This is a genomic window from Xenophilus sp. Marseille-Q4582 (assembly GCF_916700565.1).
GTDB lineage: Bacteria > Pseudomonadota > Gammaproteobacteria > Burkholderiales > Burkholderiaceae_C > Xenophilus.
The window spans coordinates 321283-340921 of sequence record NZ_CAKAKO010000002.1 but is presented as its reverse complement, the minus strand read 5'-3'; the positions used below and the strand labels follow the sequence as shown (position 1 = coordinate 340921).

Here is a 19639-nt window from a genome sequence, read left to right as displayed (position 1 = left end):
GGCGCGCCCCGGGCTCAGGCGCGGCGCGCCGGATCGATGTTGCGCGCCGTGCCCAGCAGCGTGGCGCACAGGGTTTCCTGCCCGTCCTCCACCGCGAAGACCTCGGCTGCGCACACGGTCAGCAGCCGCCCGGCATCCACCACGCGGCCGCGGGCGCGCAGGTGGCTGCCGCGCGCGGGCGCCAGCAGCTTGAGCGTGCCGTCGATGGTGGCGTTGATCCAGCCCTCGGGCAGCCGCGTGCCGGCGGCCGAGACGGCGGCGAAATCGGCCGCCGCGAACACGGCCGTGGCCTGCAGCTGGCCGGGGCGGAAGCAGAAGCCCGGCTGCACGGGCAGCTCGAGCTCGGCCACGCCAGCGTCGATGTGCGTGAAGCGCAGGCCCAGCGTCTGAGCCATGGGCATGGCGAGCACGGCGCGGCGCACCTGCTCGGGCATGGAGGGGGTCATGGTGTGCGGTCCTTTCGCGAGGAGGAAGAGGGAGAAGAAGAGGAAGATGAGGAAGGGGAGCGGCCGGGCGCCGCGGCGCGCTGGCGCCGTTCGCACCAGGCGATGTGTTCCACCAGCCGGCGGCGCAGGGCGCGCTGCGCCGCGATGGCCGCATCCACCTGGGCCACGCGCTCGCGCAGGCGGTCGGCCAGCTGGTCCAGCCGCAGCGTGCCGGCGCGGTAGCGCGGCAGCAGCTCGGCCAGCACCGGCAGCGGCACGTCCAGCGCACGGCCCATGGCGATGAAGGTCACTTCGCGCACCACCCGGTCGGCAAAATCCCGGTAGCCGGCCGCGCTGCGCTCGGCGTGGATCAGGCCCGCGGCTTCGTAGCGCCGCAGGCGGTGCACCGACACGCCGGTGCGCTGCGCCAGTTGCGAGATGTTCATGGTGAGCGGCAGCGTAGCAAGGCTCGCACTGTGCGAAGGTCGCGCCGGCCGTCGCCCGCGCGACTGCCGCCGGGGCGGCGCGAGGGCGCCACCTAGAATCCCGCCCCATGAACTTCATCGACCAGCTCCAGGCCGCGCAGCAGCGCAACAGCTCGATGCTGTGCGTGGGCCTCGATCCGGAGCCCGCGCGCTTTCCGGCGGGGCTCCAGGGCGACGCGAGCCGGATCTACGACTTCTGCGCCCAGATCGTCGACGCCACGGCCGACTGCGCCATCGCCTTCAAGCCGCAGATCGCCTACTTCGCCGCGCACCGCGCCGAAGACCAGCTCGAGAAGCTGATCGCCCACATCCATGCCAACGCGCCGGGCGTGCCCGTGATCCTGGACGCCAAGCGCGGCGACATCGGCTCCACGGCCGAGCAGTACGCGCGCGAGGCCTTCGAACGCTACGACGCCGACGCCGTGACGCTGTCGCCCTTCATGGGCTTCGACTCGGTGGCGCCGTACCTCAAGTACGAAGGCAAGGGCGCCTTCCTGCTGTGCCGCACCAGCAACCCGGGCGGCAGCGACCTGCAGGGCCAGCGCCTGGCCAGCGTGCCGGGCGAACCGCTGCTGTACGAGCACGTGGCCGCGCTTGCGCAGGGCCCGTGGAACCTCAACGGCCAGCTGGGCCTGGTGGTGGGCGCGACCTACCCGCACGAGATCGAGCGCGTGCGCGCGCTGGCGCCGACGGTGCCGCTGCTGATCCCGGGCGTGGGCGCGCAGGGCGGCGACGCGGTGGCCACAGTGCGCGCCGGCTGGCGCACCGGCGCGCCAATCGCGGTGAATTCGTCGCGCGCGATCCTGTACGCCTCCTCGGGCGACGACTTCGCCGCCGCCGCGCGCCGCGAGGCGCTGCGCACGCGCGACTTGCTGGAAGCGGCCAAGGGCTGAGCGGCGCCGGCCGCGCCTGCACGCTCATCGCCCCCCGGCCCTGCAACCGGCCGCCCCGCGGCGGCTTCAGACGGCCGGCGCCACCGATGCGCGGGATTCGCCCAGCGCCAGCAGACCGGCCAGCGCCGTGAGCTGCGCCGTTTCGGACCGCAGCACGCGCGGGCCCAGGCTGACAGGCTGAAAGCCGCGCGCACGCGCCGCAGCTTCTTCCTGCACATTCAAGCCGCCCTCGGGGCCGCCCAGCACGAGCACGCCTTGTCCGGCGAGCCCCGCCGCCGTGGCCAGCACAGAAAGCGGCCGGGCATCGGGCGCGAAGGCCAGCAGCAGCCGGGCCTGCGCCGCGGCCGGCAGAGCGTCCAGCCAGGCCGCCAGCGGCAGCACCGCATGCACCGGCGGCACGCGGTTGCGGCCGCACTGCTCGCAGGCCGCGACAGCCACGGCCTGCCAGTGCGCCTGCTTCTTCTGCGCGCGCTCGCCGGCCAGGCGCAGCACGCCATGCGCCGTGACCAGCGGCTGGAGGCTGGCCACGCCCATCTCCACCGCCTTTTCCACCAGCCAGTCCATGCGCTCGTTGGCCGGCATGCCGATGGCCAGGTGCACGGCCAGGGCGGCCTCGCGCTCGACCGGGTCGTGCGCGCCCACCTGCACCTCGACCTCGCTGCGGCCCATGCGCTGCACGGTGGCCGCGTATTCGCCGCCTCGCCCGTCGAAGAGCGTCAGCGCGTCGCCGGGCTGCAGGCGCAGCACCTGGACATGGCGCGCGGCGCCGGCGGGCAGGGCCAGCGACCGGCCCGGCGCCAGCGGCTCGGAGCAGTGGATGCGCGGCATGGCGGACAGGAAAACCGGATCAGACGCGGCCGTAGGCGAAGCCCACCTGCGGCGTGGTGCCCTCGATCTCGTCGATCAGGCGCAGCAGCGGCATCAGCTCGCGGTAGCGGCCGGCCGTGGCGCGGATGTAGGCAATGAAGCGCGGCGTGTCGGCCAGGTACCTGGGCTTGCCGTCGCGCAGGGTCAGGCGCGCGAAGATGCCGGCCACCTTCAGGTGCCGCTGCAGGCCCATCCATTCCACGGCGCGGTAGAAGTCGCCGAAGTCCTCGTGCACGGGCAGGCCGGCCTTGCGCGCGGCCTGCCAGTAGCGCACCGTGACGTCGAGGACGAAAGACTCGTCCCAGCTCAGGAAGGCGTCGCGCATCAGGCTGGCGATGTCGTAGGTGATGGGGCCGTAGACCGCGTCCTGGAAGTCGAGCACGCCCAGCGTGGCCTCGTCCGTCAACATGAGGTTGCGCGGCATGAAGTCGCGGTGGACGAACACGCTCGCCGATGACAGGTTGTTCTCGACGATGACGGCGAAGGCCCGGTCGATCACGGCGCGCTGCTTGTCGCCCAACTGCACGCCGCGATGGCGGCCCAGGTACCAGTCGGGGAAGAGCTGCAGTTCGCGCCGCAGCAGCGCGGCGTCATAAGGGGGCAGCACGCCGGGGCGGGAAGCCATTTGCCAGCGCACGAGCGCGTCGATGGCCTGCTGGTAGCGCGGCAGGTTGGCCGCGGGATCGTCGGGCTGGATGCCGTCGAGCAGGGTGCGAGCCCCCAGGTCGTCCAGCAGCAGGAAGCCCTCGGCCTCGTTCCAGGCCAGCACCTGCGGCGCGCGCACGCCGGCGCCCTGCATCAGGCCGGCCACCTGCACGAAGGGGCGGCTGTCCTCCTTGTCGGGCGGCGCGTCCATGACGATGCGGGCCAGCCCGTCGGTATGCGTGTCGATGCGCAGGTAGCGGCGAAAGCTCGCGTCGGCCGAGGCCAGGCGCAGGGTTTCGGGGCGCAGCCGGTGCTCGGCGGCAATGGCCTCGATCCAGCGGGAAAAGGACGCGGCGCGCGCCGGGTCGGACCAGGCCACGGACGGTGAGGAAAGGCCGGCGGCCGGGGGCGGGAAAGCGGTCATGGATAATCCGAATTCTACAAATCCGCCCTGCGCTGCCCCGCGCGACAGGGGCCCTGCGCCGGCGCTGTGCCGTCGTCCGGTTCCTGACTGCGCCGCCCCATCGCCCACCTTCCGCGTTGTACGCTGCAAGCTTCTCGATGCCTGAACTGACCCGCGCCGAACGGCCCCGGCAGCGGCCGCCCGTGCGGCTGGCCCTGTTGTCGCTGGCCCTGCTGCAGGCGCAGGCCGCCTGGGCCCAGCAGTCGGCCTGGGAAGCCGAAACGCCCCTGCGCCTGCAGCGCACCCCCATGCTGCTGGAGACCATTCCCCAGGCCGAGCGCGGCGGGCGGCCCAGCATCGTGGAAGGCGACCGCATCTCGGGCCGCCCCAACCTCGAAACCATCGTCGAAGGCAATGCCGAGCTGCGCCGCGCCGACACGGTGATCCGCGCCGACCGGCTGGAGTACTACCAGCCCGACGACCTGGCCACGGCCACCGGCAACGTGCGCGTGAACCGCGCCGGCAACGTCTACGAAGGCCCGCGGCTGGAGCTGAAGGTGGAACGCTTCGAGGGCTTCTTCGACAACGTGCGCTACCGCCTGCTGGCCACCGGCGCGCATGGCGAAGCCGAGCGCGTGGACTTCATCGACGCCGACCGCGCCGTGGCGCGCCGCGCCACCTACACCACCTGCCGGCGCGACGACACCGAGCGCTACACGCCGGCCTGGTTCCTGACGGCCGAATCGCTGCGCACCGACAGCGAGGAGAACGTGGGCGTGGCCGAGAACGTGCAGCTGCACGTGTTCGGCGTGCCCACCCCGCCCATCCCGCGCGTGAGCTTCCCGCTCAACAACGAGCGCAAGAGCGGCCTGCTGCCGCCGACCCTGGGCGTGGACAGCGTCAACGGCCTGGAGCTGGCGCTGCCGTACTACTGGAACATCGCGCCCAACCGCGACGCCACGCTGACGCCCACCGTGATGGCCAAGCGCGGCATCAACCTGTCGGGCGAGTTCCGCTACCTGGAGCCCAAGTACCAGGGCGAGGTGCGGCTGGACTACATGCCCAGCGATTCGCTGCCCAGCAGCCGCCGCAGCGAGGCGATCACGCAGGCCATCAACAGCGACAACCCGGCGCTGGCCAACCAGCTGGCCGCCGAAAGCTCGCGCCACAGCAGCGCGCGCTGGGGCCTGTGGGCCAAGCACCAGCACAGCTTCAATGCACGCGACATCGGGCTGGATTCGCTGAGCGCGGACCTGCAGATCAACCGCGTGAGCGACGACAACTACTGGAAGGACTTCGACCGCACGCCCACGCGCGTGACGCGCCTGCTGCCCAACGATGCCTCGCTCAACTGGGGCAAGGGCAACTGGAGCGGCCGCGTGCGCGCCCTGTCCTACCAGACGCTGCAGGACCCGGACAACCGCATCCTGCCGCCCTACGACCGCCTGCCGCAGCTGACGGCCGACTACACGCTGTACGACTGGCGCGGCTTCGACTTCTCGCTCAACACGGACTTCACGCGCTTCCGTCGTTCCGGCCTGGGCGTGCAATGCACGCTCACCGATTCGCGCGAAGAATGCCAGCCCGATGCCGACCGCGCACTGGCACGGCTGCAGCTGAGCCGGCCTTTCGTGTGGCCCGGCGCGTACATCACGCCCAAGGTGCAGCTGCAGTCCGTCAACTACTCGTTCTCGGCCCCGCTGAGAACCGACGGCCGCACCTCGGCCACCAGCACGGTGCCCACCTTCAGCCTCGACAGCGGCATGACCTTCGAGCGCGACACCTCGCTGTTCGGCAAGGCCTACCGGCAGACACTGGAGCCGCGTGCGATGTACGTCTACACGCCGTACCGCGCTCAGAACCACCTGCCCATCTACGACACGGCGGCCAACGATTTCAGCTTCGCCACGCTGTTCACCGAGAACGAGTTCTCGGGCTACGACCGCGTGTCGTCCACCCATTCGCTGACCGTGGGCCTGACCTCGCGCTTCCTGGACGCGGAAACCGGCGCCGAACGCGCGCGCTTCGGCATCGCGCAGCGCCGCCGCTTCGACGACCAGCGCATCACCATTCCGGGCACCTCGGCCGTCACCGACCGCGCCAGCGACCTGCTGCTGGGCGCGCAGGTCACGCTCAGCCGCAAGTGGAGCGTGGACACAACGGTGCAGTACAACCCGGACGACCGGCGCTCGAACCGCAGCACCATCACGGCGCGCTACACGCCCGGCCCCTACCGCACGCTGTCGGCCTCGTACCGCTACCAGGCCGACCGCATCTCGACCGGCGGCAACGGCAACGAGTCCATCGACATCGGCTGGCAGTGGCCGCTCAACGACCTGTGGGGCGACAAGGGCCAGGACCTGGGCCCGGGCCGCGGCCAGGGCGGCGGCCGCTGGTACGCCGTGGGCCGGCTCAACTACAGCCTGCGCGACAAGCCTGCGAAGTACGACAGCCTGGGGATTCCCCAGTACACCAGCGCCAGCGACAAGCCGGGCCTGACCGATGCCGTGATCGGCGTGGAATACGACGGCTGCTGCTACATCGGCCGCGTGGTGCTCGAGAAGGTCAGCACCGGCTTGGCCACCTCCACCAAGCGCATCATGTTCCAGATCGAATTCCTGGGCTTCACCAGCATCGGTGCCAGCCCCATGCGCACCCTGCAGATGAACGTGCCGCGCTACCAGCCGCTGCGCCTGCCGCAGCTGGCCCCCAGCCGCTTCAGCAACTACGACTGAGCGGGCTTCCGTTTTGCACCGCTTCGCTCACGCACCGAGAAAGAAAGGCCTTGCCATGAACGCCTTGCGCTCCACACTCTTGCTGGCTCTGCTGGCCCTGACGGCCCTGGCCGCGAGCGCGCAAACGCCCGCGCCGCGCACCGCCGCGCCGCAACGCTCGGGCATCACCGACATCATGCGGGCCGGTCCTTCGGTCGCCGTGCCGGCGCCTGCCGCGCGGGCGGCCGCCCAGCCCGCGCAACGCGCCGCCGAGTACATCGTGGCGCTGGTCAATTCCGAGCCGATCACCAACACGCAGGTGCAAAAGCGCTTGCAGCGCGTGCTGGAAGAAGCCGGCCCGCGGGCGGCGGGCGTGCCGCGCGACGTGCTCACGCGCGATGTGCTGGAACAGCTCATCAGCGAGCGCGCCCAGCTGCAACTGGCCAAGGAGCAGAACATCCGCGTGGACCAGATGGCCATCGAGCAGGGCGAGCAATCGGTCGCCCGCCAGAACGAGCTCACGCTGACGGCGCTGTACCAGCGCCTGAGCCAGGCCGGCATCTCGCGCGAGGAGTTCCGCAACAACATCCGCGACCAGCTGCTGCTCACGCGCCTGCGCGAGCGCGAGCTGGAATCGCGCGTGCGCGTGAGCGAGCGCGAGATCGACGACTTCCTGGCCGAGCAGCGCGGCGGCGCCGGCGCGCCGGCCGAGCAGATCAACATCGCGCAGGTGCTGCTGCCCCTGCCCGAGAACGCCACCCCGGCGCAGGTCGCGGCGGTGCAGAAGCAGGCGCAGGACATCGCGGCGCGCGCGCGCAACGGCGAGGATTTCGCCAAGCTGGCGGCCGAGTTCTCCCAGGCGCCCGAAGCGCGCGGCGCCGGCGGCGCCCTGGGCCTGCGCGCGGCCGACCGCTATCCCACGCTGTTCGTCGAGGCCACGCAGAACACGGCCGTCGGCGGCGTGGCCGGGCCGCTGCGCTCGGGCGCCGGCTTCCACGTGCTCAAGCTGCTGGCACGCGAGCGCGGCGCCAGTGCCGCCGACGCGACCATCACCCAGACGCAGGTGCGCCACATCCTCATCCGCCCCGACGACAAGCGCACGGCCGAGCAGATCGCCGCCCAGCTGGCCGAATACAAGCGCCGCGTGCAAAGCGGCAGCGCCGACTTCGCCGCCCTGGCCCGCGACCACTCGCAGGACACCGGCAGCGCGCGCAACGGCGGCGACCTGGGCTGGACCGTGCCGGGCAGCTTCGTGCCCGAGTTCGAAGAGGCCATGAACCGCCTGCAGCCGGGCCAGATCAGCGACCCGATCGTGTCGCGGTTCGGCGTGCACCTGATCCAGGTGCAAGGCCGGCGCGAGGCCAAGCTGGACCCGCGCGAAGCCCGCGACGCCGCGCGCAACGTGCTGCGCGACCGCAAGATGGAGCAGGCCTACGAGGCCTGGGCGCAGGAAGTGCGCCACCGCGCGTACGTGGAAATGCGCGAGCCGCCGACCTCCTGAACGCCGAACGCGCGCACCGCATCCGCGCCGCCCTGACGACCCCATGAAGCACATCGCGCGCAAGCGCTTCGGCCAGCATTTCCTGTCCGACCACGCCATCATCGACGCCATCGTGCGGGCGATCGCGCCCCAGGCGGGCGAGCCGATGGTCGAGATCGGCCCCGGCCTGGCGGCGCTGACCCAGCCGCTGGTCGAACGCCTGGGACGCCTCAGCGTGATCGAGCTGGACCGCGATCTGGCCGTGCGCCTGCGCCAGCATGCGCAGCTGGACGTGATCGAAAGCGACGTGCTGGCGGTGGATTTCGACGCGCTGGCCGACCGGCTGGTGGGCGCCGGCCACGGCGGGCTGCGCGTGGTGGGCAACTTGCCCTACAACATTTCCACGCCCATCCTTTTTCATCTGCTGCGTTTTGCCGGCCGCGTGCGCGACCAGCACTTCATGCTGCAAAAGGAAGTCATCGACCGCATGGTGGCGCGCCCGGCCACGGCCGACTACGGGCGCCTGTCGGTGATGCTGCAGTGGCGTTATGCGATGGAGAACATCCTCTTCGTGCCGCCCGGGAGCTTCGAGCCGCCGCCGCGGGTGGACAGCGCCGTGGTGCGCATGCAGCCGCTGGCCCAGCCGCCCCAGGTGGATGCCGCGCGGCTGGAAGCCCTGGTGCAGCTGGCCTTCAGCCAGCGCCGCAAGCTGCTGCGCCATACGCTGGGCCGCTGGCTGGACGCGCACGGCTTCGGCGGCCGTTTCGACACCCAGCGCCGCGCCGAGGAAGTGCCGGTCGACGAATACGTCGCCCTGGCGCAGGAAGTCGGTCCGGTGGTGCGCTGATCCTCAGCGCGACCGCTGCTGCGCAGACGTGCGCGCATGACGCGAGCGCACCGGTTGCGCCATAGGTCCCGACTCCGCACGCCCAAAACAAAGCCCGCGCAATGCGCGGGCCGGCGAGCGAAGCGAAGCCCCCGAGGAACTGGCTCTGCCAGGCCTCTGGGGAGGTCTTGCAGACCGCGCGAGGCCAGTGGCCTCGCTCTTCGCCAGTCACCAAAGGTCCACTGGACCTTTTGTGTACGGGCTCAGCCCCCCTCCCGCCGAAGGCGAGAGAGGGGGAGCCGCGAAGCGGCCTGGGGGGTGCCTCTTGTTACGCCGCAGACAGCCAGTAGCTGCTGTTGAAGGGGCTGCTCATGCGCAGCGCCAGCGGCGAGACGTCGACGATCTTGTCGGTCGGCATCTTCTCGCCCGCTTCTTCAGCGGCGGCGGCTTCGAGCGAGATGCCGCTCACCGCGGGTGCCGCAGCGGCTTCGCCTGCGGCGGGGGCCGGATTGGCCCGTTCTGCTTGGCCGGTGGTTGCAGAACGGGCTACAGAAAAGAATAGAAGCAGCGGAAGGGCACCTTGCGGTCGCCCCAGTAGTCGGCGGCGTCGCGGAAGATGTCGAGCAGCTGCTCGCGCGCCTCCTTGTCGAACTTGGCATTGGCCGGAATCTGCTCCAGCACCACGACGAAGCCGGGCTGCGGGCCCGACTTGTGCAGCGGGTCCGTCATGCAGTCGTACAGCGCGTCGAAGTTCTTGCCGAAATGCGCCGGGAAGGTGAACTGCTGCGCGATCAGGTCCAGCACGTCCTGCTTGCTCTGCGCCTGCGACAGGTTGGCGTAGAGGAAGTGCTGGCCGGCCGCATGGGCGGCTTCCTGCAGGTCATGCACGCGGAAGGCGCGGATCGACTGGACAATGTTCGGGCGAACGCCACGCAGGGGCTGATTCGTCTCCGGGCTTCTTTCTTCCATGGTGGTCAAGGCTTCTCCCAAGCACAGGGGTGCGTCATTGCTCACGTCGCGCTCACAGTTCACGGCAGGATCCTTTTGAAACTGGCGTAGTGATCTGCGGTGTACCAACAGGCCTCGGGCGTGCGGGGCGGGCCGCCGCACACGATGCGGCGGGCGCCGCGGTTGCGTGCGCCGGGGGTGTCGACCGTGTATTCGCGGTAGTGGCCCCGCCGCTCGCGCGGCAAGAGGCGTTCCCGGTTGCCGAACACCGAGCCGTCCTTGTCGTAGCGGAAGGGGCCGCCGTCGAGGATGAGCTGGTAGGTTCGCCGCCCTTGCGCCGGCAGATCCCGCAGCGCAATGACGTTTTCCACACGATCCGCCCCATCGGACGGCCGGGCCTCGCGCGATTCCCGGGCCCAGCCGGCCTCACCGCCGCCCCACAAGGCTGCCAGCACTGCGCCCGTCAGTACGAACTTGGACGCGAATCTGGAAGCCGAGGTAAAGAGCGGGGCAGGTGCCGCCATGAAGGGCATCGAGAACTTTTGAGCGCGGTTTGGCGCGATCCAGAGCTGCGGGTTAACCCGCAGATTCAAGCCCGCCAGTGTGCACCAGAGCTGCACAAATAGCAAGCTTCTGCCTAATTGTTAGGCAGCAGGACGGGCGATGGGCACCCACGTCATGTGAGCGCCCACTCTTATGCAATCCGTTCAGCGGTCGGCGTTCGCGTCCGCCACCGTCAGCGCCGTCATGTTCACGATGCGGCGCACCGTGGCGCTGGCCGTGAGAATGTGCACAGGTTTGGCCGCGCCGAGCAGCACCGGGCCGATGGCGATGTTGCCGCCCGCGGCCGTCTTGAGCAGGTTGTAGGCGATGTTGGCCGAATCGATGTTCGGGAACACCAGCAGGTTGGCGTCGCCGGCCAGCGCGCTGTGCGGCATGATGGCCGTGCGCTGCTTGCCGTCCAGGGCCACGTCGCCGTGCATTTCGCCATCCACTTCCAGCCAGGGTGCCTGTACGCGCAGCAGCTCCAGCGTCTGGCGCATCTTCACGGCGCTCGGGTGGTTGCTGGTGCCGAAGTTGGAATGGCTCAGCAGCGCGGCCTTGGGCTTGAGGCCGAAGCGCATCATTTCCTCGGCCGCCATGGTCGTGATCTCGGCCAGCTCCTCGGCGCTCGGGTCGTAGTTGACGTGCGTGTCGACCAGGAAGACCTGGCGCTCGGGCAGCATCAGGCCGTTCATGCAGGCGTAGACAGGCACGTCCTGCGGCGTGCTGGCGCAGCCGCCCGCACGCTTGCCGATGACCTGGTCGATGTGGTTCAGGTGCTGCAGCGTGGTGCCCCAGGTGCCGCAGATCAGGCCATCCACCTCGCCCTTGTGCAGCATCATGGAACCGATCAGCGTCAGGCGGCGGCGCATCTCGATCTTGGCGACCTGGGCGGTGATGCCCTTGCGTTCGGTCATGCGGTGGTAGGTCTGCCAGAAGTCGCGGTAACGGTGGTCGAAGTCGGTGTTGACCACGTCGTAGTCCAGCTCCTCGCGCAGGCGCAGGCCGAACTTCTGGATGCGCTGGGCGATGATGGCCGGGCGGCCGATCAGCGTGGGGCGCGCGATGCCTTCGTCGACCACGATCTGGCAGGCGCGCAGCACGCGCTCTTCCTCGCCCTCGGCATAGGCCACGCGCTTCTTTGCGGCGCGCTTGGCGGCGTCGAAGATGGGCTTCATCGTCGTGCCGGAGGCATAGACGAAGGTCTGCAGCTTGTCGCGGTAGGCGTCCAGGTCCTGGATCGGGCGCGCGGCCACGCCGCTTTCCTCGGCCGCCTTGGCGACCGCGGGCGCGATCTTCATCATCAGCCGCGGATCGAAGGGCTTGGGAATGAGGTACTCCGGCCCGAAGCTCAGCTTCTCGCCCACGTAGGCCGCGGCCACGCGCTCGCTCTGCTCGGCCTGCGCCAGTTCGGCGATGGCGTGCACGGCGGCGATTTCCATCTCGTCCGTGATGGTGGTGGCGCCGCAGTCCAGCGCGCCGCGGAAGATGTACGGGAAGCACAGGACGTTGTTGACCTGGTTCGGGTAGTCCGTGCGGCCCGTGGCCATGATGACGTCGTCGCGCACGCCATGCGCCACTTCGGGCAGGATTTCCGGGTTCGGGTTGGCCAGCGCGAAGATCACCGGGCGCGGCGCCATCTTCGCCACCATCTCGGGCTTGAGCACGTTGGCGGCCGACAGGCCCAGGAACACGTCCGCGCCCTCGATCACCTCGCCCAGCGTGCGCGCGTCGGTCTTGCGCGCGAACAGCGCCTTGTCCTCGTCCATGAGCTCGGTGCGGCCCTCGTAGACCACGCCAGCCAGGTCGGTGACGAACACGTTCTCGCGCTTGAGGCCCACCTTGAGCAGCAGGTTCAGGCAGGCCAGCGCCGCCGCGCCCGCGCCCGAGGCGACCAGCGTCACGTCCTCGATCTTCTTGCCCGCCACCTTCAGGCCGTTGAGCATGGCGGCCGCCACCGTGATGGCCGTGCCGTGCTGGTCGTCGTGGAAGACCGGGATCTTCATGCGCTTGCGCAGCTCGCGCTCGACGTAGAAGCAGTCCGGCGCCTTGATGTCCTCGAGGTTGATGGCGCCGAAGGTCGGCTCCAGCGCGGCGATCACCTCGACCAGTCTCGTAGGGTCCTTCTCGTCGATCTCGATGTCGAACACGTCCACGCCGGCGAACTTCTTGAACAGCACGCCCTTGCCTTCCATCACCGGCTTGGAAGCCAGCGGCCCGATGTCGCCCAGGCCCAGCACGGCGGTGCCGTTGCTGATCACCGCCACCAGGTTGCCGCGCGAGGTGTACTTGAAGGCGTTGGCCGGGTCCTTGACGATTTCCTCGCAGGGCGCCGCCACGCCGGGGGAGTAGGCCAGGGACAGGTCGCGCTGGTTCACCATCTGCTTGGTCGCCGAAATCGCCACCTTCCCCGGGGTGGGCAGGGCGTGGTAGTCGAGCGCGGCACGGCGCAGCAGGGCGCGTTTGTCTTCGGGCGAGGCTTGAGGCGTCGTGGCGGTGGATTCGGACATCAGGGCTGGCTCCTGGCGTCGCGAAGGCGACGCTCGCTTGTTCTGAGGGGCGCTGATTGTAGGAGGGCGCCCTTGACCGAGGCCTGCCCTTTGGCATATCGGCCATGCACAACCGGCAATCGGCCATGCCCTTGTGGCAACATCCGCCCCCAACTTCATCCCGACCGAGGAGAACCGCATGGCCCTGATGGATTTCATCAAGAAGCAGTTCATCGACATCATCCAGTGGACCGAGACGGGCGACGGCACGCTGGCCTGGCGTTTCCCGATGCAGGAGATGGAGATCCAGAACGGCGCCTCGCTCACCGTGCGCGAATCGCAGATGGCCGTCTTCGTCAACGAAGGCCAGGTGGCCGACGTCTTCGGCCCGGGCATGTACAAGCTGACGACGCAGACGCTGCCCGTCCTCACCTACCTCAAGAACTGGGACAAGCTCTTCGAGTCCCCCTTCAAGAGCGACGTCTACTTCTTCAGCACGCGCCAGCAGGTCGACCAGAAGTGGGGCACGCCGCAGCCCATCACCATCCGCGACAAGGACTTCGGCGCGGTGCGGCTGCGCGCCTTCGGCAACTACGCCTTCCGCATCGCCGACCCGAAGCTCTTCCACACCGAGATTTCGGGCACGCGCGAGAGCTATGGCGTGGCCGACCTCGACGGCCAGCTGCGCGGGCTGGTGCTGCAGAACATCAGCAACGCCATCGCCGCCAGCGGCGTGCCCTTCCTGGACCTGGCGGCCAACCAGATCCAGTTCGCGCAGGCGCTGTCGAACCAGCTGGCGCCCGAGTTCGCCAAGATCGGCATCAAGCTCGAGACCCTCACGGTCCAGAATGTCTCGCTGCCCGAAGAGCTGCAGAAGATCCTCGATCAGAAGATCGGCATGGGCATGGTCGGCAACGACATGGGCAAGTTCATGCAGTACCAGACCGCGCAGGCGATCCCCAAGTTCGCCGAAGCCTCGGGCAGCGGCAGCGGGGTGGCCGGCGACGCCATGGGCCTGGGCGCCGGCGTGGCGCTGGGCCAGGTGCTCGCGCAGAACCTGGCCCAGGGCCTGAACCCCAACGCGGCGGCGCAGGCCGCCGTGGTGGCCACGGCGCCGGCGGCCACCGTGAGCGCCGACGAGGTGATCGCCACCCTCGAAAAGCTGGGCGAGCTCAAGGCCAAGGGCATCCTCACGCAGGAAGAGTTCGACAGCAAGAAGGCCGAACTGCTCAAGAAGCTGGTCTGAAGCGGTCCATGCGCTGGATGGCACGATGCGCCGGTGAGGGCGGCGCTTCGTCGACGCTGAACGCCCGCGCGGGCGGGGCGGCCCGTGGCTGAGCCCGGCACCGCCCAGCGCACCTACCGCGCGCCCTGCCCGGGCTGCGGCGCGCCGGTCGAGTTCCGCTCGGCCCAGTCCACGCACGCCGTCTGCGCCTACTGCCAGAGCACGGTGGTGCGCCAGGGCGAGCAGCTCGCGCGCATCGGCAAGATGGCCGAGCTGTTCGAGGACTTCAGCCCGCTGCAGCTCTTCGCCACCGGCCGCATCCAGGGCCGGCCCTTCACGCTGGTCGGCCGGCTGCAGTACGCCTATGCCGAGGGCCGATGGACGGAGTGGACGGCGCAGCTCGACGGCGCGGGCGCCACCGGAGAACAGGCCGAGGACCGCATCGGCGCGCTGAGCGAGGACAACGGCGCCTACGTCTTCTCGCTGCCGTATGCGCTCCAGCGGCCGGCGCCCGAGGCCGACAGCCTGCGCGTGGGCATGACCACGGCCATCGACGGCCGGCCCTTCACCGTCAGCGCGAACCAGGAAGTGTGGCTGGCGTCGGCGCAGGGCGAACTGTCGCACCTGCCCAAGCTGGGCGAGCGCTTCCGCATGGTGGAGCTGCGCAACGACCAGGGCCTGGTGCTGAGCCTGGACTACGGCAGCGCGCCGCCCACGGCTTCGCTGGGCCGCTCGGTGCAGCTGGCCGACCTGCAGCTGGCGGGCCTGCGCGCCTCCAGCGACAAGCAAGAGCAGGGCGGGCGCGACTTCAACTGCCCGAACTGCGGCTCGCCCGTGCATGTGGACCTGGAGAGCAGCAAGGCCGTGACCTGCGGCAACTGCCGCAGCATCATCGACCTCAGCCAGGGCATCGGCGCCGAACTGAAGTACGCGCTGCAGGACGAACCCGTGCGCCCGCTGATCCCGCTGGGCAGCCGCGGCCAGTTCAACGGCGCCACCTGGCAGGTGGTGGGCTTTCAGCACCGCGTGGGGCAGGAGCCCGGCGACGACGAGCAGTTCGGCTGGAACGAGTACCTGCTGTTCAACCGCCAGAAGGGCTTCAGCTTCCTGGTCGATGCCTCGGACGGCTGGAGCCTGGTGGCGCCCACCACCGGCGCGCCCCAAATGGCCGGCAACGGCAGCAGCGCCAGCTACCTGGGCAAGACCTACCACAAGCTCTACGCGTACAACGCCGAGACCACCTACGTGGCCGGCGAGTTCTACTGGCAGGTGGCGCGCGGGCAGAAGAGCTTCAACCGCGACTTCGCGCTCGGCAAGGCGCTGCTGTCGTCCGAAAGCACGCCGCAGGAGCTGACCTGGTCCAGCGGCGACCGGCTGGACAGCGCCGCCGTCGCGCAGGCCTTCGGCATGGACGCGCGCAAGGCGCAGTTCAAGCGCGACGAGGTGCAGCCCTTCACGGCCGCGCCCTCGCTGAGCATCGGCACCATCATCGTGATCGTCGTCGTGATCCTGGTGCTGCTGTCGCTGCTGAGCACCTGCTCCGGCGGCTCGGGCAGCGGCGGCGGCTACCGCAGTTCGGGCGGCTCCTACGGCGGCTACAGCAGCGGCGGCAGCCACAAATGACCTTTTCTTCTCTCTCACTCACCCCCGGAGGTTCTCATGCTGGGAATTGAATGGCTTCGGCCCGCCGCCTTCCTCGGCTCCATCCTGTTCGCGCTCATCGGCGTGCTGGTGTTCTGGATCTGCTTCGTCATCATCGACAAGATCACGCCGGTGGACATGTGGCGCGAGATCGTCGAGAAGCAGAACGTGGCCCTGGGCCTGGTGGTGGCGTCGATGAGCCTGGGCATCAGCCTGATCGTGGCCGCGGCCATTCACGGCGGCTGACCCCCCTCTTCCGTTTCTCGTGCACCCCGTGCTGCCCGCTTCCCCGCCGGGGACACAGGTGGCGGCCCGGCTCGACCGGCTCCACGGGTGGCCACTATAGGCTTCGCCGCGCGCGTCCCCGCAACCCACCGCCACGGGCCCTGAGCGCGCCCCTTCTCCATGAGTTCTGACGTTCTTGCGACGGCCGAGGCGCCCGACGACGGCGCCCGGGCGCGCGTGTCGCCCACCGCGCTGGTGCTGCTGACCAGCGTCTTCGTGGTCGCGGCCTGCGGGCTGGTCTACGAACTGAGCGCGGCGGCGCTCAGCTCCTACCTGCTCGGCGATTCGGTGCTGCAGTTCAGCACCATCATCGGCACCTACCTGTTCGCCATGGGCGTGGGCTCGTGGCTGTCGCGCTATTTCGACCGACAGCTGCCCGCGCATTTCCTGCGCGTGGAACTGCTGGTGGCGCTGGTCGGCGGGCTGCTGCCGGCCATCCTCTTTCTCGCGCACGCCTATGTGCCGGGCGCCTTCCGGCTGCTGCTGTACGGACTGGTGATGATCGTGGGCATGCTGGCGGGGCTGGAGATTCCGCTGGTGATGCGCATCCTGCGGCGCGACATCGGGCTCAAGGACCTGGTCTCGCAGGTGCTGACCTTCGACTACCTGGGCGCGCTCGCGGTGTCGGTGGCCTTTCCGCTCTTGATGGTGCCGCAGCTGGGCATGATCCGCACGGGTCTCTTCTTCGGCCTGCTCAACGCCTTCGTGGGCGTGTGGGCGCTGTGGCTGTTCCGGCACGAGCTGCGCCACGTGGGCGCGCATGCGCTGGCCTGCGTCATCACCATCGGCACATTGCTGGCCGCCTTTGTGGGCGCCGACGCCCTCACCTCGCTGGCCGAGGACAAGTTCTACCAGGACCGCATCGTCGTCAGCGCCACCTCCCCGTATCAGCGCATCGTGGTCACCCGAGGCAGCGCGGGCCACCGGCTGTACCTGAACGGCAACCTGCAGTTCGCCGAGCGCGACGAATACCGCTACCACGAGGCGCTCGTGCACCCCGTGATGGCCGCGCACGGCGCACCCAGGCGCGTGGCGGTGCTGGGCGGCGGCGACGGCATGGTGGTGCGCGAGGTGCTCAAGTACCCTTCGGTCGAACAGGTCACGCTGGTGGAGCTGGACCCGAACATGACGCGGCTCTTCCGCGACGACGCGCAGCTCGCGGCGCTCAACGGCGGCTCGCTGCGCTCGCCCAAGCTGAAGGTGGTGAACACCGATGCCTTCCAGTGGCTGTTCAAGCAGACGGAAGCGTTTTATGACGTGATCGTCGTGGACTTCCCGGACCCGACCAACTTCGCCATCGGCAAGCTCTACACCGAGTCCTTCTACGCGCTGCTGGACAAGCGCCTGTCGGCTGGCGGCTATGCGGTGATCCAGACCACCTCGCCGCTGATCGCGCGCCAGAGCTACTGGACCGTGGTGCAGACGGTGGAGTCGGTGGGGCTCACGGCCACGCCGTACCACGCGCATGTGCCCAGCTTCGGTGAGTGGGGCTTCGTCATCGCGAGCCGGCGGCCCTGGCGCCTGCCGGAACAGCTGCCCGAGGGCCTGCGCTTCCTCACGCCCGCCACGCTGCCGCTGCTGTTCGACTTCCCGAAGGACATGGCGCGCCTGCCCGCGCAGGTGAACCGCCTGTCGAACCAGGTGCTGGTCAACACCTACGAGCGCGAATGGGGAAAACATTGAGCGCCCGGCCATGAAGCGCCGGACCTTCATCGGCGCCACGGCCGCGGCCAGCGCGCTGGCCCTGGCCGGCTGCGAAGCCGATGTGCCGGCCATCGACGGCGGCTTCACCGGCATCGACCTGGCGCGCGGCCATGCCTGGCGCGATGGCGCGGGCCGCCGCGCAGCGCCCGCCCGCACCGAACGCTGCCGGGTGCTGATCGCGGGGGGCGGCGTGGCCGGCCTGGCGGCGGCGCGCGCGCTGCGGCTGCAGGGCATCGAGGATTTCGCGCTGCTGGAGCTCGAAGACGTTGCCGGCGGCAACGCACGCGGCGGCCAGGTCAACGGCATCGCCTGTCCGCTGGGCGCGCATTACCTGCCGGTGCCCGGGCCCGACGCGCACGAGGTGCAGGACCTGCTCGAAGAACTGGGCCTGCGCCAGCGCGTGGCCGGGCGCTGGGTGCTCGACGAGCGCCACCTGTGCCACAGCCCGCAGGAGCGGCTGTACTTTCAAGGCGAATGGCAGGAGGGCCTGCTGCCCGTGCACGGCGTGGGCGACCGCACGCTCGCCCAGTACCGGCGGCTGGCGCAAGAAATCGCCGAGCTGCGGCAGCGGGAGCGCTTCGCCATCCCCGCCTTTCGTGCGCCGTGGACACCGACGCTCGCCGCGCTCGATGCACAGCCCTTCGCCACGTGGCTCGACGCCCAGGGCCTTCATGATCCGCAGCTGCGCTGGTACCTGGACTACTGCTGCCGCGACGACTACGGCGCCGGCATCGAGCATGTGTCGGCCTGGGCCGGCATCCACTACTTCGCGAGCCGCCACGGCTTCCATGCGCCGGGCGAGGCGGAGGACGACGACGGCGAGCGCGAAGCCGTCTTCACCTGGCCCGAGGGCAACGGCTGGCTCAGCGCGAAACTGGCGGCGCCGCTGGGCGAGCGGCTGCGCAGCGGCCATGCCGTCACGCGGATCGCCGACGGGCGGCATGGCGTGGAAGTCGACGCCTGGGACGCGCGCACGCAGCAGACCGTGCGCTGGCAGGCCGAGCGCTGCATCGTCGCGCTGCCGGCCTTCGTCGCCGCGCGCGTGGTCGAAGGCGCGCCCGGCTGGCTGGCAACCGCCGCGCGCCAGCTGCCGTACGCGCCCTGGCTGGTGGCCAACGCCCACCTGCGCGCGCCCTTGAAGGACCGGCCCGGCGCCGCGCCCAGCTGGGACAACGTGGTCTTCGGCACCCAGGGCCTGGGCTATGTGGATGCCGGCCACCAGCGGCTGGACCCGACGCCGCAGGCCACCGTGCTGAGCTGGTACCGCCCGCTGGGCCCCAGCCGCTGGGACGGCGCCAGCGCACGCGAAGGCCGGCAGCAGCTGCTGGACGCCCCATGGACCCACTGGCGCGACCAGATGCTGGGCGAACTTGGCGTGCCACACCCTGACCTGGCGCAGCAGATCACGCGCATCGACATCATGCGCTACGGCCATGCCATGGCCATTCCGACGCCCGGCCTGCGCCAGCAGCTGCCGCGAGTGGGCGTCCTACATGCTGGCCGGCTGGCCTTCGCACATGCCGATTGGTCCGGCTATTCAATCTTCGAGGAAGCCTTCACGCGCGGACACTTGGCGGCGGCGAGCTTGCTTTAATTTCTCTGGCCTGCGTCCCGTCCACGACGCGTTCTATTTCTGATTTAGTTGTAACCCAACTCATAACGAGCCGCCTCAATTGAAATCACCTTATGTAGTGAGTCACACAAAGATTTTGGCTCTCCACTTTTTCTACAGTTGTTGTTGGCTTCAAGGCTCTTTCCTGCTAAGTTAAGAACTTCAATATGCTCGCGCGCCGTGTCTCGCATCCATTTTTTATCGATTTCGGTGCAGATAGCTCTACCTTGAATCTCTACGCCGCTTCTGTTCTTTGCCAAATAGGTCAATTTTCCGTCGCTGTAGTCGAAAACTTTCCCAGAGTTTGGGGAAACTAGGTCCTTCCTAAAGGACTCAAGGCACTGCTCAGCAGGGGATTTTGTGCATCCGGCAGTACCGAGTAAGGTAAGAGCTAAAACCCAGAAGAGAGGGGTACGCATTACACAATTCCTTCTTATTTCAGTCATGGCTATCC

At 69.4% G+C, this 19639-nt stretch carries 18 protein-coding genes; 9 read left to right on the top strand and 9 right to left on the bottom strand.

Features of this window, described 5'->3' with window-relative positions; genetic code table 11:
- Window positions 1-14: 14 nt before the first annotated feature.
- Together LG388_RS06895 and LG388_RS06890 are read right to left on the bottom strand one after the other, a co-directional pair.
- Window positions 15-446: a PaaI family thioesterase gene (locus LG388_RS06895; protein WP_225782127.1), complete on the bottom strand. Its 432-nt coding sequence runs from the start codon at window positions 444-446 to the stop codon at window positions 15-17.
- Complete coding sequence (locus LG388_RS06890) at window positions 443-871, bottom strand: MerR family DNA-binding transcriptional regulator (RefSeq protein ID WP_225782126.1); 429 nt, start codon at window positions 869-871, stop codon at window positions 443-445. The genes LG388_RS06895 and LG388_RS06890 overlap by 4 nt, the downstream gene beginning before the upstream one ends.
- Before the next feature lie 107 nt (window positions 872-978).
- Between LG388_RS06890 and pyrF the strand changes: the two genes are divergently transcribed.
- Window positions 979-1803 carry an orotidine-5'-phosphate decarboxylase gene (pyrF, locus tag LG388_RS06885; protein WP_225782125.1) on the top strand — a complete coding sequence of 275 codons (825 nt, stop codon included), beginning with the start codon at window positions 979-981 and terminating at the stop codon, window positions 1801-1803.
- 66 nt (window positions 1804-1869) lie between these two features.
- Here the strand turns inward: pyrF and LG388_RS06880 are convergent, their stop codons facing one another.
- Together LG388_RS06880 and LG388_RS06875 are read right to left on the bottom strand one after the other, a co-directional pair.
- Entirely contained in the window at window positions 1870-2631 is a 762-nt protein-coding gene (locus tag LG388_RS06880) for a 16S rRNA (uracil(1498)-N(3))-methyltransferase (protein ID WP_225782124.1), read from the bottom strand.
- 19 nt (window positions 2632-2650) lie between these two features.
- Window positions 2651-3739 (bottom strand): aminoglycoside phosphotransferase family protein, encoded by a 1089-nt coding sequence (locus LG388_RS06875; RefSeq protein WP_225782123.1) that lies wholly within the window; start codon window positions 3737-3739, stop codon window positions 2651-2653.
- Between the two features lie 137 nt (window positions 3740-3876).
- On the opposite strand from LG388_RS06875, the gene LG388_RS06870 reads away from it, so the two are divergent.
- Genes LG388_RS06870 through rsmA form a run of 3 tightly spaced genes read left to right on the top strand, consistent with a single transcriptional unit; the run spans window position 3877 to window position 8759 of the window.
- A complete protein-coding gene (locus tag LG388_RS06870) occupies window positions 3877-6453 on the top strand; it encodes an LPS-assembly protein LptD (protein WP_225782122.1) in 2577 nt (858 codons plus the stop codon).
- Between the two features lie 55 nt (window positions 6454-6508).
- Complete coding sequence (locus tag LG388_RS06865; RefSeq protein ID WP_225782121.1) at window positions 6509-7933, top strand: peptidylprolyl isomerase; 1425 nt, start codon at window positions 6509-6511, stop codon at window positions 7931-7933.
- A 43-nt stretch (window positions 7934-7976) separates the two neighbouring features.
- Window positions 7977-8759 (top strand): 16S rRNA (adenine(1518)-N(6)/adenine(1519)-N(6))-dimethyltransferase RsmA, encoded by a 783-nt coding sequence (gene rsmA, locus LG388_RS06860; protein WP_225782120.1) that lies wholly within the window; start codon window positions 7977-7979, stop codon window positions 8757-8759.
- Window positions 8760-9066: 307 nt separating this feature from the next.
- Here rsmA and LG388_RS06855 read toward each other — a convergent pair whose 3' ends face one another.
- The 4 genes from LG388_RS06855 to LG388_RS06840 form a co-directional block, all read right to left on the bottom strand.
- Window positions 9067-9207 (bottom strand): hypothetical protein, encoded by a 141-nt coding sequence (locus LG388_RS06855; RefSeq protein ID WP_225782119.1) that lies wholly within the window; start codon window positions 9205-9207, stop codon window positions 9067-9069.
- Window positions 9208-9284: 77 nt separating this feature from the next.
- Window positions 9285-9707 carry a barstar family protein gene (locus tag LG388_RS06850; RefSeq protein WP_225782118.1) on the bottom strand — a complete coding sequence of 141 codons (423 nt, stop codon included), beginning with the start codon at window positions 9705-9707 and terminating at the stop codon, window positions 9285-9287.
- A gap of 59 nt (window positions 9708-9766) precedes the next feature.
- Window positions 9767-10210, bottom strand: coding sequence for a ribonuclease domain-containing protein (locus LG388_RS06845; RefSeq protein ID WP_225782746.1), 444 nt, complete (start codon window positions 10208-10210; stop codon window positions 9767-9769).
- A gap of 183 nt (window positions 10211-10393) precedes the next feature.
- Window positions 10394-12739, bottom strand: coding sequence for an NADP-dependent malic enzyme (locus LG388_RS06840; RefSeq protein ID WP_225782117.1), 2346 nt, complete (start codon window positions 12737-12739; stop codon window positions 10394-10396).
- A gap of 178 nt (window positions 12740-12917) precedes the next feature.
- On the opposite strand from LG388_RS06840, the gene LG388_RS06835 reads away from it, so the two are divergent.
- The 5 genes from LG388_RS06835 (at window position 12918) to LG388_RS06815 (ending at window position 19167) form a co-directional block, all read left to right on the top strand.
- Window positions 12918-13964, top strand: coding sequence for an SPFH domain-containing protein (locus LG388_RS06835; protein ID WP_225782116.1), 1047 nt, complete (start codon window positions 12918-12920; stop codon window positions 13962-13964).
- An 84-nt stretch (window positions 13965-14048) separates the two neighbouring features.
- The gene (locus LG388_RS06830; protein ID WP_225782115.1) at window positions 14049-15566 is read left to right on the top strand and encodes a DUF4178 domain-containing protein; all 1518 of its coding nucleotides are present in this window, start codon (window positions 14049-14051) and stop codon (window positions 15564-15566) included.
- 36 nt (window positions 15567-15602) lie between these two features.
- A complete protein-coding gene (locus tag LG388_RS06825; protein ID WP_225782114.1) occupies window positions 15603-15830 on the top strand; it encodes a DUF350 domain-containing protein in 228 nt (75 codons plus the stop codon).
- 159 nt (window positions 15831-15989) lie between these two features.
- Window positions 15990-17552 (top strand): polyamine aminopropyltransferase, encoded by a 1563-nt coding sequence (locus LG388_RS06820; protein ID WP_225782113.1) that lies wholly within the window; start codon window positions 15990-15992, stop codon window positions 17550-17552.
- A 10-nt stretch (window positions 17553-17562) separates the two neighbouring features.
- A complete protein-coding gene (locus tag LG388_RS06815) occupies window positions 17563-19167 on the top strand; it encodes an FAD-dependent oxidoreductase (protein WP_225782112.1) in 1605 nt (534 codons plus the stop codon).
- 44 nt (window positions 19168-19211) lie between these two features.
- Here LG388_RS06815 and LG388_RS06810 read toward each other — a convergent pair whose 3' ends face one another.
- The gene (locus tag LG388_RS06810) at window positions 19212-19604 is read right to left on the bottom strand and encodes a hypothetical protein (RefSeq protein ID WP_225782111.1); all 393 of its coding nucleotides are present in this window, start codon (window positions 19602-19604) and stop codon (window positions 19212-19214) included.
- Window positions 19605-19639 lie beyond the last annotated feature (35 nt).